At 50.0% G+C, this 13,208-nt stretch carries 18 protein-coding genes; 2 read left to right on the forward strand and 16 right to left on the reverse strand.

What is annotated here, in order from left to right:
• Positions 1–7 precede the first annotated feature (7 nt).
• The 8 genes from K6123_RS04520 to K6123_RS04555 form a co-directional block, all read right to left on the reverse strand.
• The gene (locus K6123_RS04520) at positions 8–1,348 is read right to left on the reverse strand and encodes a zonular occludens toxin family protein (RefSeq protein WP_221794602.1); all 1,341 of its coding nucleotides are present in this window, start codon (positions 1,346–1,348) and stop codon (positions 8–10) included.
• Positions 1,345–1,830: a DUF2523 family protein gene (locus K6123_RS04525; RefSeq protein ID WP_221794604.1), complete on the reverse strand. Its 486-nt coding sequence runs from the start codon at positions 1,828–1,830 to the stop codon at positions 1,345–1,347. The genes K6123_RS04520 and K6123_RS04525 overlap by 4 nt, the downstream gene beginning before the upstream one ends.
• Entirely contained in the window at positions 1,827–3,401 is a 1,575-nt protein-coding gene (locus K6123_RS04530; RefSeq protein WP_221794606.1) for a hypothetical protein, read from the reverse strand. Before K6123_RS04530 ends, K6123_RS04525 begins: the two co-directional genes overlap by 4 nt.
• An 85-nt stretch (positions 3,402–3,486) precedes the next feature.
• Positions 3,487–3,720 carry a major capsid protein gene (locus K6123_RS04535; protein ID WP_221794608.1) on the reverse strand — a complete coding sequence of 78 codons (234 nt, stop codon included), beginning with the start codon at positions 3,718–3,720 and terminating at the stop codon, positions 3,487–3,489.
• A 25-nt stretch (positions 3,721–3,745) separates the two neighbouring features.
• Complete coding sequence (locus K6123_RS04540; protein WP_221794610.1) at positions 3,746–3,982, reverse strand: hypothetical protein; 237 nt, start codon at positions 3,980–3,982, stop codon at positions 3,746–3,748.
• Between the two features lie 5 nt (positions 3,983–3,987).
• Positions 3,988–4,311: a hypothetical protein gene (locus K6123_RS04545; RefSeq protein WP_221794612.1), complete on the reverse strand. Its 324-nt coding sequence runs from the start codon at positions 4,309–4,311 to the stop codon at positions 3,988–3,990.
• 74 nt (positions 4,312–4,385) lie between these two features.
• A complete protein-coding gene (locus tag K6123_RS04550) occupies positions 4,386–5,009 on the reverse strand; it encodes a hypothetical protein (RefSeq protein WP_221794614.1) in 624 nt (207 codons plus the stop codon).
• Positions 5,006–5,257 (reverse strand): death domain-containing protein, encoded by a 252-nt coding sequence (locus K6123_RS04555; protein ID WP_221794616.1) that lies wholly within the window; start codon positions 5,255–5,257, stop codon positions 5,006–5,008. Before K6123_RS04555 ends, K6123_RS04550 begins: the two co-directional genes overlap by 4 nt.
• 151 nt (positions 5,258–5,408) lie before the next feature.
• Here K6123_RS04555 and K6123_RS04560 point away from each other — a divergent pair, with 151 nt between their 5' ends.
• On the forward strand, positions 5,409–5,684 hold the full coding sequence (locus K6123_RS04560) for a hypothetical protein (protein WP_221794617.1): 276 nt from the start codon (positions 5,409–5,411) through the stop codon (positions 5,682–5,684).
• Between the two features lie 60 nt (positions 5,685–5,744).
• Entirely contained in the window at positions 5,745–6,149 is a 405-nt protein-coding gene (locus K6123_RS04565; protein WP_221794619.1) for a hypothetical protein, read from the forward strand.
• A gap of 16 nt (positions 6,150–6,165) precedes the next feature.
• Here the strand turns inward: K6123_RS04565 and K6123_RS04570 are convergent, their stop codons facing one another.
• From K6123_RS04570 to K6123_RS04605, 8 genes are all read right to left on the reverse strand, one after another.
• Complete coding sequence (locus K6123_RS04570; RefSeq protein WP_221794621.1) at positions 6,166–6,906, reverse strand: hypothetical protein; 741 nt, start codon at positions 6,904–6,906, stop codon at positions 6,166–6,168.
• A gap of 113 nt (positions 6,907–7,019) precedes the next feature.
• Positions 7,020–7,259 (reverse strand): hypothetical protein, encoded by a 240-nt coding sequence (locus K6123_RS04575; RefSeq protein WP_221794623.1) that lies wholly within the window; start codon positions 7,257–7,259, stop codon positions 7,020–7,022.
• Between the two features lie 95 nt (positions 7,260–7,354).
• A complete protein-coding gene (locus K6123_RS04580; protein WP_221794625.1) occupies positions 7,355–8,092 on the reverse strand; it encodes a phospholipase D family protein in 738 nt (245 codons plus the stop codon).
• Positions 8,093–8,253: 161 nt separating this feature from the next.
• Positions 8,254–8,742 (reverse strand): hypothetical protein, encoded by a 489-nt coding sequence (locus K6123_RS04585; protein ID WP_221794627.1) that lies wholly within the window; start codon positions 8,740–8,742, stop codon positions 8,254–8,256.
• 99 nt (positions 8,743–8,841) lie between these two features.
• A complete protein-coding gene (locus K6123_RS04590) occupies positions 8,842–9,060 on the reverse strand; it encodes a hypothetical protein (RefSeq protein WP_221794629.1) in 219 nt (72 codons plus the stop codon).
• 792 nt (positions 9,061–9,852) lie between these two features.
• Positions 9,853–10,050: a hypothetical protein gene (locus K6123_RS04595; RefSeq protein WP_221794631.1), complete on the reverse strand. Its 198-nt coding sequence runs from the start codon at positions 10,048–10,050 to the stop codon at positions 9,853–9,855.
• Positions 10,051–10,522: 472 nt separating this feature from the next.
• Complete coding sequence (locus K6123_RS04600; RefSeq protein ID WP_221794634.1) at positions 10,523–10,942, reverse strand: GNAT family N-acetyltransferase; 420 nt, start codon at positions 10,940–10,942, stop codon at positions 10,523–10,525.
• 561 nt (positions 10,943–11,503) lie between these two features.
• Entirely contained in the window at positions 11,504–13,144 is a 1,641-nt protein-coding gene (locus K6123_RS04605; protein WP_221794636.1) for a fatty acid--CoA ligase, read from the reverse strand.
• Between the last annotated feature and the right edge of the window lie 64 nt (positions 13,145–13,208).

A 13,208-nucleotide genomic window follows, 5' to 3' on the forward strand; every position in this document is an offset into this window, starting at 1 on the left:
GGTCTCCTTACATCACGGCTTTGCTGATGTTGGTCAGCGGAGTGGTTTCGATAGGTTGGGGCTTGGTGCTGTTACCGCTTTGAGCGTCGGACTGGCTATTGGTCGCCAGCTCCTGTGACTGCTCCAGCGGCTGTTCATCGTCTTGCTCAATACGGCCGGTGAAACGGCCGACCATGGCACCGTCAAACAGGCAGATCCATTCGTCGATGTCATTGAGATAGGCGCAGTAATGCTTGAGCGATAACTTCAGGGTGTGCTGGCCGTCAGTGATCAGGGCGACGGATCGGCCGCCCGCGATCACGCCGGACAGCCGCCAGTCTTTCGAACGACGGTATTCGTACAGCGAAGCACCGCGAAAATCGGGATTGGTGAGGGCGAAGAAGTCAGCCAGGTTGGATGGGTAAAAACGTGAATCGGGGCCTTTCGGGCTGGTCGCTTCTGGTTGGCTCAGTGGAACATCAAGAGAACTTTCAGACCCGACCTGATCACCAGCCCGATGATCAGGAAGCTGACCAGGAACAGCACCAGCCGCAACAGGATTTGGCCCAGTTGCTTCAGGAGGTACCAGAAAACGGTCAGCAACTTTCGGGACGTTGTAGACCAGGTAACAGATAGCCAGGACCACAATGCCAATAAATACTCGAAGCTTTGGATCGTTAAAAACACTTTTATTTTCGTTAGACCCTTTAGCCTTGCCGGTGGCGGTACTTTGGTAGCACTGGAAGACTCGGGCGTCTGACTTATAGAGTTGTGGGGTTCCGATATAGTGACTAACGGATTTGCCGCTGGCTTCTGCATCATGCTTGAACTCTCGCCACTTGTTTTTGTACCAGGGTAAAACCCCGGTCATGTCCCGGTGCCGGAAGGCATATTCGACCACAGCGCGAACCTCTTTGTGGATCTTCGCGACGTTGGTCGTTGAGATATAAATATCCCAGTTCATGTGCCGGTGTTGGTCGAAGGCGTTTTCAACGTTGGACGGCCGTTGCACACCGCTTTCGAGGGTTTCGCGCTGGTCTTCTGGCGTGTCGAACTCTGCCAGCGATCGTAACCGCGTGGGGTATACGCGCTGGCCTTCGTCCATCACGATCAGTGCGCCCACCGGTGCCCACTGGAAGAACTTCGCCATGTACTCAAAGCCCTCCTGAGAGTCGTGTTTGATGCAAATAAGCTGGGCACTTTCAGGGACTTCAATGTCCATGGCTTCGGTAATACGGGGAATCGAGTCCAGGCCACGGATGTTGTGACAGACCACCCGGCCCTGTTGCAGGGCAGGGATGATCACACGCTGAATCAGGGCAAAGGTTTTATAGGAGCCAGGCGGCCCGTGGTGGATTACCGCAGTCATACCAGATCCATAATGAAACGGGTGAGATGGGCAGAAAGCAGCATGGTGATGGCTTCTGGAATCTTCAGGTAACTGATAAACGCAGCCATCTTCAGATCCACTTTGGCCAGCAAATCGTTGATCGTGCCGCTGATGTCGAGGTACTCGACCAGGGCGGTTGCTGTCTCTGCTGCCAGATCAATCGCGGCCATCTTCAGTTCCAGCTGGAACAGGGCGACGGCCGAAACGTAATATTTGAAGAAGTCCCCCAGGATCTCGTAGATCCCGAAGTCGAAGAACCCCAGCACTTCCTTGAGAAAGCCGGTTACGGACAGGTCTCCGCTGCTGCTTGAGCTGCTGGCGCTGCCTGAATCACTACTTGATTCAGATTCGCTGCTGCTTTCCGTGGTGGTTTCGGTGGTGGTGTCACTGCTGCTGGTGTCTTCGGCGTAGCCAGCCAGCGGCAGTACCAGGGCAAATAACAGGCACAGGGTTTTGATCATCGTCTACCCCCAAGGATGATGAAGGCGGAGGCCACAGAGGCCATAAACAGAATTAACGCGGGCAGGTATTGGAAAACGTCTTTTAGACGATCCAGACCAAAATCAATGTCTACGCCCTTAACGGAACGGACATCGGAATAGAAGGGATCACCACCGGGGTCGCTGATGGTGAGTTTGTCTTTAACGCTGTTGATGGCGTCTTGCCACTTTTGGGCGAATTCGGCCTTGGCTTCGGCGTACTCCGCGGCTTTGCCGTCGGCGTAGCCTTGCAGGTCGTATTCGTCACCGTCGTAATCGACGCTGAGGCAGTCCAGGTAATCGGATTCGGTCGGATCACAACCACCGTCGCTGTCTTCGTCACCGGTTCCGGTGCCACTGTCACCTGATCCTGTGCCATCACCGTCTTCACCGCTGCCGGTGCTGTCGTTGTCTTCGGTGCCGGTTCCTGTACCGGTTTCAGACCCGTCACTGGTGCCGGTACTGGAATCGCCGGAACCGGATTCAGTGGAACCACCGGTTGAGGTGTCCCCGGTGTCTTCACTGTCGGAACTGTCGCCGGTGTCGGTTGTGTCGCCCGGATCGGTCTCACTGCTGTCACCAGAATCGGTGCTGTCGTCACTCTCGTTAGTGCCGTCGCTACCGTCATCGGTATCGGTGCCACTGTCTGAGGTGTCGCCGGTGTCAGTGTCGGAAGTATCCGAACTGTCATCGGGATCGGTGGTGTCAGTGCTGTCAGAGTCGGAGGTGTCCGAGCTATCTGACGAATCACTGCTATCACTGGAATCGTCTGTACTGTCTTCGGTGTCAGTGTCGTCACTTTCAACCAGGGAACCACACATACCGGACGTGGTGGAGGCATAGGAGCCGTCACCACAGGGGATCGGTTGGCAACTGGTGCCAGTGTTGTAATAGCCAGGGTCACACGTTTGGTCGCGTGAACAACCGTTGTAACTGTTGGGCAGATAGCCCACATAACAGCCGGTAGATTCATCAAAAGGGTGATTAGAGTCGTCATACGTCCAGTCATCAAAATCAGACTGGCCTTGACTGCCGTCGTTATCGGCTTCGGTGCACTGGTGGACAGTGCCCACGCCGCTATTGGACGTTAGCCCTGATCCTGCGTTGGCGCAGTAATCGGAACAGGATTTGGTGGCTTTTAATGTGAAGCTGAAACCGTCGGCGGTTTCGCATTGCTGGAGGGCATCACCACAGTAACCGGCATCATCAGCGTCTGCGGGATAACAACCATCTTCGCCGCTGTCGTCACTGGCATTGGTGGCACAGTTGGCATTGGAGACATAAGGGATGGCACACGTCCCGACCGTACCACCACTGCCGCTGGACCAATAGGGATCACCAACTTTGTAACCACTGTCTTGCAGGCTGGAAATAATATATTGAACGCCGGAATAGCTGGGGCAATTTTCAGCGGTTGTCAGCTTGGAGGTGTTTGTCAACGTGTTGCGATAACCAAACGGACACTGTTCACCGAGGGATGTCGCACTGGCCACTGGAGCCCACAGCCCCAGTACCAGCAGGCAGAGCAGGGAAAGAAAAGACAGGGCTTTCATGATATGCGCCCGGTGTAGAACCCCAGCACGAAGCTGAAGACAACTGCGATGCCGAGACCTACACCGAGCAACATACCGGCAGCCCTTAGGCGCGTTTCATCAAAGACATAACAATGCCGACACCCAGCATGACGCCGACCAGACCGATCAGACCAGCCACAACGGTTGTCACTGCTGTGTTGCCTTCCGTAAAGGAAGTTGCAATGTCAGCGGTGTCGATAGCGAACGCGCCAGAAGACGCGGCCATGGTCACGGTGCCCAGGGCAACAGCTGCGGATTTTTTAGCAACGGCACGGCCGTTTTGAATCAGTTTTTTCATAGTGGTTTACCTTTCAGTTTGAGGGTTAAGCCCGGTTCATGAGCCTGACGACGACGCCAGTGACATGACCGGTTACGAACGTGACGAGCAGGCCGACAACGACTTGCCCAAACACTTCAACGTCTAACCCCAGATAGGTGTCCCAATCGGTGAGGTCAGACGTCAAAGCGATCTGGTCGAATTCCACGGTTTGCCAGGCTGCACACTGGACAGTGTTGTCAGCCGTGACGACCGGTGAATCACAGACCAGAACCATTGCCATGGCTGTTAGCCAGCCTTGGCGGGTGCGGTGGCGGTTTTACTGCCAGTGCTGCTGCCGTTGTCATCCTTGGCAATGGCGATGCAGCTCTGTTGAATGGTGTTTTTGGATACCCGGTTTTGAACAACCAGGTTCACTTTTTTGGGGAAGTCACTCAGTTGGTCGGTGAGTTCCTGAAAGACGGTGAGGTTGGCTTTCAGCTTGGCCGGACGGTAGCCCTTGAGGCTGTTGTCTGACGGATCGGCTTCCATGACGGAGAGGGATACGTGGTCTACGCCGTCAATGTGGTAGTGGTTAGCCCCCAGTACCAGGGCAGGCATGATGAATTGCATGGTGGTGTTCCTCTTGTGACCCCTAGGGTGGTTTTTTAAGCCCGGCGCGGGGTGTGGAGCCGGGCGGGTTTGGGTTAATTCAGGACTAGAAATAGCTCAAGATCGTGCCGATCTATCTGGGTTTGGAGATCTCTTGCCAGAAACTCGATGTAGTTACGCAAGTTGCTGGTTGTGCTTTCCAGAGCTACCAATGTCAGTAAATTGCGCAGTACTTCCGAACCAATCACAACGACGCTGCCATCAATGCGTTCGCTATGGTGGTTGACCGTATGCTTGGCAAAGTCGGGGATGTAGATCAGGGCTTTGGCTTCGGGCTCAGCGTCAGCTTGTGGGGTTGGGTTGTCACTTTCCTTGCGGACTAGATCGACGGCGGTTCCGGTCATCCAGGAAAAGGGATTGGGGTCATAGTGACTCCAGCCACTCTCTGAAGACTGAGGCTGTTCAGGCTGGGCAACTTCCCAGATTTCAGCACCGTCGTAGTCGTTGCCATCAACGGCGATCAGGATCTTGCGGGTTGGGCTGATGGCGAACGTTCCGGGCATCCAGGAGGATGGGTCTGGTTCGAGACTCCAGCCGCAGACTTCGTTGTCGTAAACGATGACGAAGCCAGTGCTGAAGTCGATGGCCGGGTTATTGGCGTTGGCTTGGCGATAGTCGGCAGCCAGGGCAATCAGTTGGTTTTGGTCTAGTGTGTTCATGAGGCCACCATGAAACGCTGCATGCGCTGTTCGTTCAGTTCGGTGCGGATCATGAAAGCGAAGGCTTTCATTTCCTCTCGGTCGACTTCGGCAGTGATCTGCCAGATCAGGTATCGGACGGCCAGTTCTGGCAACAGGACGGAGTCGTCCCGGAAGCAGGCGCGATACTCGTTAAGGGCATCACAGGGGAGTGGTGGTACCAGTTCGGCTTGAACTGGAATGGGCGGGTGAACGGTGGCGTATGGCATTTTGGTGGCCCCTTGCCTTTCCACGCTGCCGGGTTAGCGGCAGTTCGTGGTAGGCTGCTGGTTGGGTTTAACAATTAATGAGTGCTGCAACACTCATTGCTAAATATTAGAACTATTGTTCTAAGATTTAGAAATTGAAAAGATGAATTAGATGGATGTTGTTGATAGAATTAATGAAATTCTGAAGCACGAAGGCATAACCAGGCCGGCCCTTGAGGCAAGGACGGGCATCAAGGTCAAAAGATGGGCTAACGTGTTGAACAGGCAGGCAAAGCCTTATGCTGAAGAACTAACAGCGATCGGGGCGGTTTGGCCAGAATATGCATACTGGCTAACAACAGGGGATGAAATCCCAGATGCCGGGCAAATTAGCCCAATGACTAAAAAGGCTCATGAAGCCTCAAAGACAGCCCCCAAGGCTGGCTGATAGCGAAGAAGGTCGCGGATAGATGGAAGCTACAGCGACCGATTCACAAGGAGAAGTGAAATGTATCAGAAAATCTTTTTTATATCCGCATTACTAGCAAGCTTCACAGCAAGTGCTCAGCCTAAAGAAATAACAATAGTAAACAATACAGAATCTAATGTTCGGTGTTCTATAGAAAACCCAGAAAGAACTAAAGTTGAAGCATTCAGTTTGTTGCCGAATGAATTCAAGAAAACTACTCCCAAAAATAAACTGAATATACTTGTCTGCAACTCCGATTATATGGGGTTAAAAAAAGAAAAGACTTTTGATACTTATGCGCTTATAGACGAAGCTGGTTTCTATGATTTACGACTTAGTATGCATAAGTGCAATCTGTGCGAAAATGGATGGGTTTATGCAGTGGTTGTGACAAAACCATCTGGGGGATTTTATATAAATGGATTGATGTCAATAATGCAATAAAAGACTAGTAATTGAATTAGGAGTTAGAGTCTGTGCTTATCTGATACAAGGGGGGATGGTTTCGAAGTAATATTTTCTTTTTTTTGAATTTGGAGTTTTTCTTGAATTTTTCAAATGTCTCATCAGAAAAATGTGTCGCACTTATGATGTTTTCTTGTTTTAAGATTAATACTATATCATTTGAAATATCATTGTAGGTTGTGGTTAGATCTATGCTTAGATTATCTTTGTCTCTGTAGCCACTTGCATATGGTGTAATCATTATTTCTTGATCCATTCCCTCTTTTTCATTGGGCTCGCCAAGACCGACAATACGACCAATATAAACTTTCCTGTCTTCCATGCTTAACATTAAATAAAATCCATCCGTTATGTACGACTTGAATAGCAACTGATCAAGAGGACTATCTTTGAGTATTTCGGACATTGCCAAGAATTTGATTTCTTCGCTGGCTTTTGAAAATGGTATGGTGGGGCTTGACAGTTTTATCATCAGGCGAATCTTGACAGCATATGCATAAAATTTGGCTGTTAATAAAGATCCTATAGATATGAGTAATATCCAAGTTAGTTTTTCAGCTTCAATGCCGGAATCGGTAACTTTATAGAGTAACTTGTATGTATACGTGTAAGCATCAATAGGTATGCTGTATGAAAATAAATTTATTTCTGGCGGTATGAAGTAGTTTAGCAATAAAACTAAAATGGCACTAAAAAGAGTGCAGTATAATCCATATTTTGCAGTTTCAAGATACAAGAGTTGGCCTTCATACCGGTGAAGGCGATAATAACGGTAGGGGTGGTTAGTGAAATAGACATACCCGGAAACCAAGACAGGTAATACTAGAAGTAAGAACATATCCCTGTCTGTTAGCCCTGATGTACTATCCTTTCAACTTTTGCAATAAACTCTTTTGATTTTTTAGTAGAACGAGCTTGAGTTACATCCATAACAAGAGTTCCCCGTCCCAAAACCTTCATTGAAGAAGACTCCTGACTCCTCAACTGAGTAAGAATTTCCGCTTCTTCAGCTGTTGGAATAAAACCCAAAAAAGACATAACACTTTCAAACAATGATTTTTTGGATTTGACTGCATCTACTTGGGGCATAACTCACACCGTATAGAAATAATTTTAGTCAACGTTAACAATTATTGACGCTAGCGTCAATACAGGGTAAGGGGGATGGAAAGTCATGTTAGTACTCAAGCGACTGGCGCTTCTAGGTCTTCTGGCCATAGGAAAAAAATTCCATACTGGCCTTTCTTGAACTGGCCACCGGCTGCTTTACCTTGATCAGTCAGGTAAGGGTTACCGTTCTTGATTTCCAGGTGACCAATTTCAACGAACACTTCCTGCAGCTTGGCTGCGGTCGTTTTATGCTTCTTGGCGAGTTTGGAGGTGGTGATAAGGCCGGTTCCTGTTGTCACGTCGGAATCGTCTTCTTGTTCGTCGAGTTCTTCCAGCAGGTCGGTTTCTGCTTCTGGTTCGCCCGGATCGGGCTTCACTTCAAAGCTGACTACCTGACTGGTGCGTACCAGGCGCTGGGCTTCTTCCAGAGCATCTTCAAAGGCTTCGGTGTCTTTGCTCTTGGTGAGCAATACACCCATTTCCTTGTTGTTGATCTGGCTGAACTCGTAGAGGTTCAGGCTGCTAATGATGACGTTGCCTTCATTCATGTAGCACTTGGCGTGCAGGTCTTTGCAGAACCGCACTTCGATTTTGGGCTGACTGGCAAACCAGTCCTTTTCTGATTGGGATATGTCGGTCTTGCCGTAAACGACGGTGACCGGAAGCCCTGATTCAACCTTTTCTTCGATCAGTTCCCGCAGGCGGTGATTGATCTTCAGGTAAGGGCTGATCAGTACCAGGCTTTTGCTGGACTTCTGTACGAGTTGTTCCAGGAAGAAATTCAGAGAGGTGGTGTTGAGGAACTTGGCCATGTTGCTACATCCGTGAGCTGTTAACAGGGCCAAGTTACAGGATTGTCAGGGAGGTGTCAGCACAGGGGATGAAAGGGAATGTCATGGGTAACGCCCGGCACAGCGGCGAGCATTAGCTGGCCGGAACGAATTTGAACGGCTTGTTAGCTTTATTAGCCAGCCTAACGAAGAAGTACATACTTTTCATTATTCACCAATTGATATGTATATTCATTTTCAAATAAGAGGCCTTCCGATGTTTCTATAGATATTTTTAACTTCGTTTTTTCTGGCTTCGGATTAGCCTCTGGAGGAAATAGTGAGAAAGATATTCTTGCTGGCCTTTGAGGCTGTATTCCAGAACTATTTTCAATAGTTCTCTCTTTTTTCCCATTCGAGGAAAGCCAAAAATCCTGTGATGATATGTAGTATTTGAAGTATCCCCTTTTAGAGCCAACGTTCTCTATAGTAAAAAATGTTTCCGACTCCCCGGCTATTTCTAGTGGAGGCTCATAACTTTTATACATGTAATCTGGCTTAAACTTTTCTTTTTCTAGGTCCAATAATTCAGAGGAGTTAACCCAGCTTAGACATCCGAAGCCTGCCGTTACAATAATTAGAATAATCATTAACCACTGGTCTATAGAAAGTATATTCTTGTCTTCACTCATTTCTATCTACGAACTCCTTTTAAAAATAACGCTTCAATCAGCCGCCGCTTCAATCAGCCGCCGCTTCAGCGGTCGGCTGCATTGATTTGTTATGTGTTTTTATTCGTCATCTTGCTCAGGATGCACCAAGATCAGAGTATTTCCCTTTAGAGATACACTATCGTAATGTTCAAAATTGGCATACAGCACCTCGATAATCTCATCAGCTAAAGCTGCTTCCGGCAACTTGTACTTAGTGGTTTTAACGCCAGCATAATAATCATCTTTTGCTTCAATTTTTATAGAAAGAATCAAATCACTTAGTTCTTCATTTTTCATTTCATTTCATTTCCTTATTCCAATTTGGCCGAGGCCACTTAAATTATGTAAGCTGACACATAACAGTTTGTTAGTGCGCATACGCGTTTTTCTGGCGGCTTATATTGTTGCAAGTGGGGGTCATCTTATTGATTTTCATGAAAATTCCCTATATAAGAAACACCCGATCACTAGAAAAACGAACATGCGCGTATATCTATTTCCCTTTGCGCGATAACCTGTAAACCCTTCACACAAAGCCTCTGCTTTCAACCATACGCTAACAGCAGATCAAAAGTCAGGCAATAGAATTCCCCTTTTAAAATACGTGTTACAGGGACGTATCCCCAGGGCGTCCCGCCAGCTGCGGCCCGCCCCGGTGCAGATGCTGCGCTGTTCGCTTCTCCCTGCACCGGGGCTGGCCTTGCTGTCGTCGGGCTTGCTCCCGGACTCGCTTCGCTCGAAATCCTCACCACCGCGTTACCAGCTCACTACGTTCATACAACAGGAAGGCAGTGTTTCCGGGTTTTGAATCCTTCGCATCCCTGACGCGAACAGCAGCGGCTTCGCCGGTAACGCCGGAGAGTCCCGCAAAGCCGCAGGAGAGGGCGCTAGTGGGGTTTGGCTGGCAGTCACCTAACCTGCTGCGAGACTTAGCCGTCAAGGGCGCCTGCGGCGCCCCGGCTGCGCCGGGTAGACCCTTGACAGCAGCCTCTTAGCAGGTGGGGGTTAACCATGCCAATCCCCACCATATCGGCGTTGCCGCATTGACCAGGTGCAGATCCGAACGCCGCTAATGCCGCTACGCCGGCATTAGCCGCCGTTGGCTTCGATAATGGATTGAGTTGCTTCGCGTATCCGGTGCATGAGTGCTCCAGATACAACAATCTTGAACAGCTGGGGCTTGTTGCGGTGCCAGTTGATAAGGGTTTGTTTGGATTCGCCGGTAGTTCTTACCAGCTCAGCCAGGCCAGTCAGACCTGCTGCCTTGCATTGCTCTGATGGGGTCATAAGGGGATTCCAAAGTTACGAACAAGGTAAAATAATTTTACCTTATTTGGGATTTTGGTAAAACTATTTGACCTTGTATGTCTGGGACTTATTGAACAAGGGAGACAAATGCCAGGTGACAGCCCAGGGCAGAGGGGAAGGGGTAATATACAGTGTTTGGGGTATTCGTAAGTGACTGATACTTAAAGAGTTTTTTGACGCCTTATATTAGGCATATAAGGCTAAGTCTTTGATTCAGAAGGAATCTTCTAAATGCATGGGGTGCAAGGGGTCGCGAGTTCAAATCCCGCCGTCCCGACCAATTTTCTCCTTATTTTTCAGTAAGTTATAAAATCGCTCTTTGCCGGTTTTAGTCCTTTCATCATTTACTGTTGCGTACCTTGCCGGATCTTATTAGATTTTTTGTTGCATTCTTTTAGCCGGTTTCAGCTCATTAATTAGTTTCCAGACGTCCAACAAGTTGAGTGCCAGATCACACTCCAGCCAGCCGCAGGTGTTTAAGTTCTTCGAACGAATGTTTCAGACGTTCGGCGAGTTTGCCTGATTGGCTGGCACATTGGCCGGTTACCGGGATTGAGCCGATGTTTTCAACATCATCGACCAGCAGAAATTCAGCCAGTTCGTCGACCAGGTAATTGCCGTAGCCTTGGCCGCGGTATTGGCTGTCGATCCACCAGCCGGGTGTGCAGGTTGGGCGACCGGAGGCTTCAACGATACCGATGGGGATGTCTTCCTTTACCAGAATCACGGCGTAAAGATCGTGGCAGTAAATGTTCCAGACCTTCAGCGGGCCGGAGTCATTTTGGTGTTCAGGGCGTTGCAGACGGTTGTTCAGGTAAGCCAGATGAGCGGCGGAAAGTCGGTTCTTCGCTACCAGTTTTACTATTGCCATCGCCTTGCACTCCCGTTGCATTAGCTGGTGCATTGCCAATTCTGTTCGATACATTAGCCCCTTTCCCGTAAAGCGAAAAGAAACCATATGAGACGAAATGTACGCGAGCCTGAGCTGCATCATGGTCAATACTGGTACCACTTTGCCTTAACTAACGCTCAGTGAATGTGAGCTGCTGCCTGAAAGTGGGTCTTCGCTGCTGATTCAGATCAGTTCGCAAGCGGTATTAGTGCGGTGAATACCGCAATGCTCGGATCGAGGCGTGTATACAGTCTGCCAGCTATACACTGGTTGGATCTGCTGTAGTGTGGCGTTGAACTTTGGTTGTCGGGGGAGGGCTCTGAAGAAAGACCACGTCACCCCGGTTGAGGTATAGGGTGACGTGGGCTACACCGTTAATGATGTCTTCCATGACATCCGATGCTGTTATATTTGAGCAGTTTTTGAGTGATGTGTCTCTTGCCAATTGTTCTTATTTGGCTATTTATGCCAAACCATAACCTTTGATTGTTCCCCATTCTTTATTGATCTAACGTTCATTTATCGGTTCCTGATATCGAATCAGGAGCCGATTTGCTCGCGGATACGCTTCTTGTCGATCTTGCCAACACTGGTTTTGGGGAATTCGCTGACCATTTTGATTTCTTTTGGAATCGCCCACTTATTAATGGTGCCGTCTTCAACGTACTGCACCAGATGCTGGATGATGTCCTGTTTGTCGAGATCCTGGTTGCGTGAAACCACCATGGCGTAAGGGCGTTCGCCCCAGTGTTCATCCGGAATGCCAACCACGGTCACTTCGTTGACCTCAGGGTGTTGGCTGATCAGGCGCTCGAGTTCCAGCGAGGAAATCCATTCACCACCGGTTTTGATAACGTCTTTGAGGCGGTCCTTGATTTCAACAAATCCATCCGAATGAATGGAGGCGATATCGCCAGTATGCAGCCAGCCGCCTTCCCACAGCTCGGCACCTTTTTGCGGTTCATTAAGATAGCTCTGGGTCAGCCAGGGTGCGTGTACCACCAGCTCTCCGGTGGCCTGGCCATCGTGTGGCATACGCTCGCCGTCAAGGCTCCAGATCTGCAGTTCGACCAGGTCGCTGGTGACGCCAGCACGGGTACGCAGGCGCACTTGGGCGTCGGTTTCCAGCGCGTAGGCGGATGGGTCCATACGGGTAACCGTCAGTAGTGGACAGGTTTCTGACATGCCGTAAGCGCTGAAGGGTTCAATGCCCATCTCCAGCGCATGTTTGGCCAGACCGGGCGTTAATGCGCTGCCGCCAATCACCACTTGCCAGCCGCTGACGTCGGTCTGGCTGGTTTCAGCGTATTGCATCACCATTTGCAGAATGGTCGGTACGCAGTGGGAGAAGGTGACACCTTCATCGCGAATCAGGTGGGTCAGGGTTTGTGGATCGTAACGGCCCGGATAAATCTGTTTGCAGCCCAGCATGGTAGCGGTGTACGGAATGCCCCAGGCATGCACATGGAACATCGGCGTGATCGGCATGTACACGCCTTGCGGGTTTAACAGCGCGCGGTCGCTGTTACGCGATTGCAGCGTGCTGTTCATGTTGAGGGTGTGTAGTACCAGCTGGCGATGGGAGAAAAATACGCCTTTCGGATTACCTGTGGTGCCGGTGGTGTAGAAAGTGGTGGCAATCGAGTTTTCGTCGAAATCCGGGAAGTCGTAGTGCTCAGTGGCAGTGGCCAGCAGGCTTTCGTACTCGCCCAGCGACGGGAAACTGGTGGCAGCCGGCTGATCATTATCGCTCAGTTGCACATAGCCTTTAACGGTTTCCAGCTGGTCCTTGATGCCGTCCAGAATCGGCACAAAGTCGTCATGCACCAGTACCAGATCATCTTTGGCGTGGTTCATGGTGTAGAGAATCTGTGCTGGCGACAGCCGGATATTCACTGTGTGCAGCACTGCGCCGATCATTGGCACCGCAAAAAAACATTCCAGATAACGGTGGCTGTCCCAGTCCATCACGGCCACGGTGTCGCCCGGGCCAACCCCGGCAGCGGTGAGCATATTGGCGAGACGCTGGATGCGCTGATTGAACTCGCTGTAGCTGAAGCGATGTTTGCCGGAAATAATTTCGTTGTTGGTTTCATAACGCTGGTTCGACAGCAGCAATTGCTTGATCAACAGCGGGTACTGATAGGCGGAATCTGTGGTCTGAATCAGTCGGGTTTTCATCTGGATATCTCTTTTATTATTGGTGGTACAGATAAAACCTGCATCTATCGATGCATCTGCTCGC

Source organism: Oceanobacter mangrovi (genome assembly GCF_019740315.1).
GTDB classification, from domain to species: Bacteria; Pseudomonadota; Gammaproteobacteria; order Pseudomonadales; family Oceanobacteraceae; genus Oceanobacter; species Oceanobacter mangrovi.

Bases quoted from the DNA above. Each gene is read 5' to 3' on its own strand.
- K6123_RS04550 (WP_221794614.1), bottom strand. From the start codon at position 5,009: ATGAACACACTAGACCAAAACCAACTGATTGCCCTGGCTGCCGACTAT.
- K6123_RS04540 (WP_221794610.1), bottom strand. From the start codon at position 3,982: ATGGCAATGGTTCTGGTCTGTGATTCACCGGTCGTCACGGCTGACAAC.
- K6123_RS04575 (WP_221794623.1), bottom strand. From the start codon at position 7,259: ATGCCCCAAGTAGATGCAGTCAAATCCAAAAAATCATTGTTTGAAAGT.
- K6123_RS04520 (WP_221794602.1), bottom strand. From the start codon at position 1,348: ATGACTGCGGTAATCCACCACGGGCCGCCTGGCTCCTATAAAACCTTT.
- K6123_RS04590 (WP_221794629.1), bottom strand. From the start codon at position 9,060: ATGAAAAATGAAGAACTAAGTGATTTGATTCTTTCTATAAAAATTGAA.
- K6123_RS04535 (WP_221794608.1), bottom strand. From the start codon at position 3,720: ATGAAAAAACTGATTCAAAACGGCCGTGCCGTTGCTAAAAAATCCGCA.
- K6123_RS04605 (WP_221794636.1), bottom strand. From the start codon at position 13,144: ATGAAAACCCGACTGATTCAGACCACAGATTCCGCCTATCAGTACCCG.
- K6123_RS04580 (WP_221794625.1), bottom strand. From the start codon at position 8,092: ATGGCCAAGTTCCTCAACACCACCTCTCTGAATTTCTTCCTGGAACAA.
- K6123_RS04555 (WP_221794616.1), bottom strand. From the start codon at position 5,257: ATGCCATACGCCACCGTTCACCCGCCCATTCCAGTTCAAGCCGAACTG.
- K6123_RS04525 (WP_221794604.1), bottom strand. From the start codon at position 1,830: ATGATCAAAACCCTGTGCCTGTTATTTGCCCTGGTACTGCCGCTGGCT.
- K6123_RS04530 (WP_221794606.1), bottom strand. From the start codon at position 3,401: ATGAAAGCCCTGTCTTTTCTTTCCCTGCTCTGCCTGCTGGTACTGGGG.
- K6123_RS04545 (WP_221794612.1), bottom strand. From the start codon at position 4,311: ATGCAATTCATCATGCCTGCCCTGGTACTGGGGGCTAACCACTACCAC.
- K6123_RS04565 (WP_221794619.1), top strand. From the start codon at position 5,745: ATGTATCAGAAAATCTTTTTTATATCCGCATTACTAGCAAGCTTCACA.
- K6123_RS04595 (WP_221794631.1), bottom strand. From the start codon at position 10,050: ATGACCCCATCAGAGCAATGCAAGGCAGCAGGTCTGACTGGCCTGGCT.
- K6123_RS04600 (WP_221794634.1), bottom strand. From the start codon at position 10,942: ATGGCAATAGTAAAACTGGTAGCGAAGAACCGACTTTCCGCCGCTCAT.
- K6123_RS04560 (WP_221794617.1), top strand. From the start codon at position 5,409: ATGGATGTTGTTGATAGAATTAATGAAATTCTGAAGCACGAAGGCATA.
- K6123_RS04585 (WP_221794627.1), bottom strand. From the start codon at position 8,742: ATGAGTGAAGACAAGAATATACTTTCTATAGACCAGTGGTTAATGATT.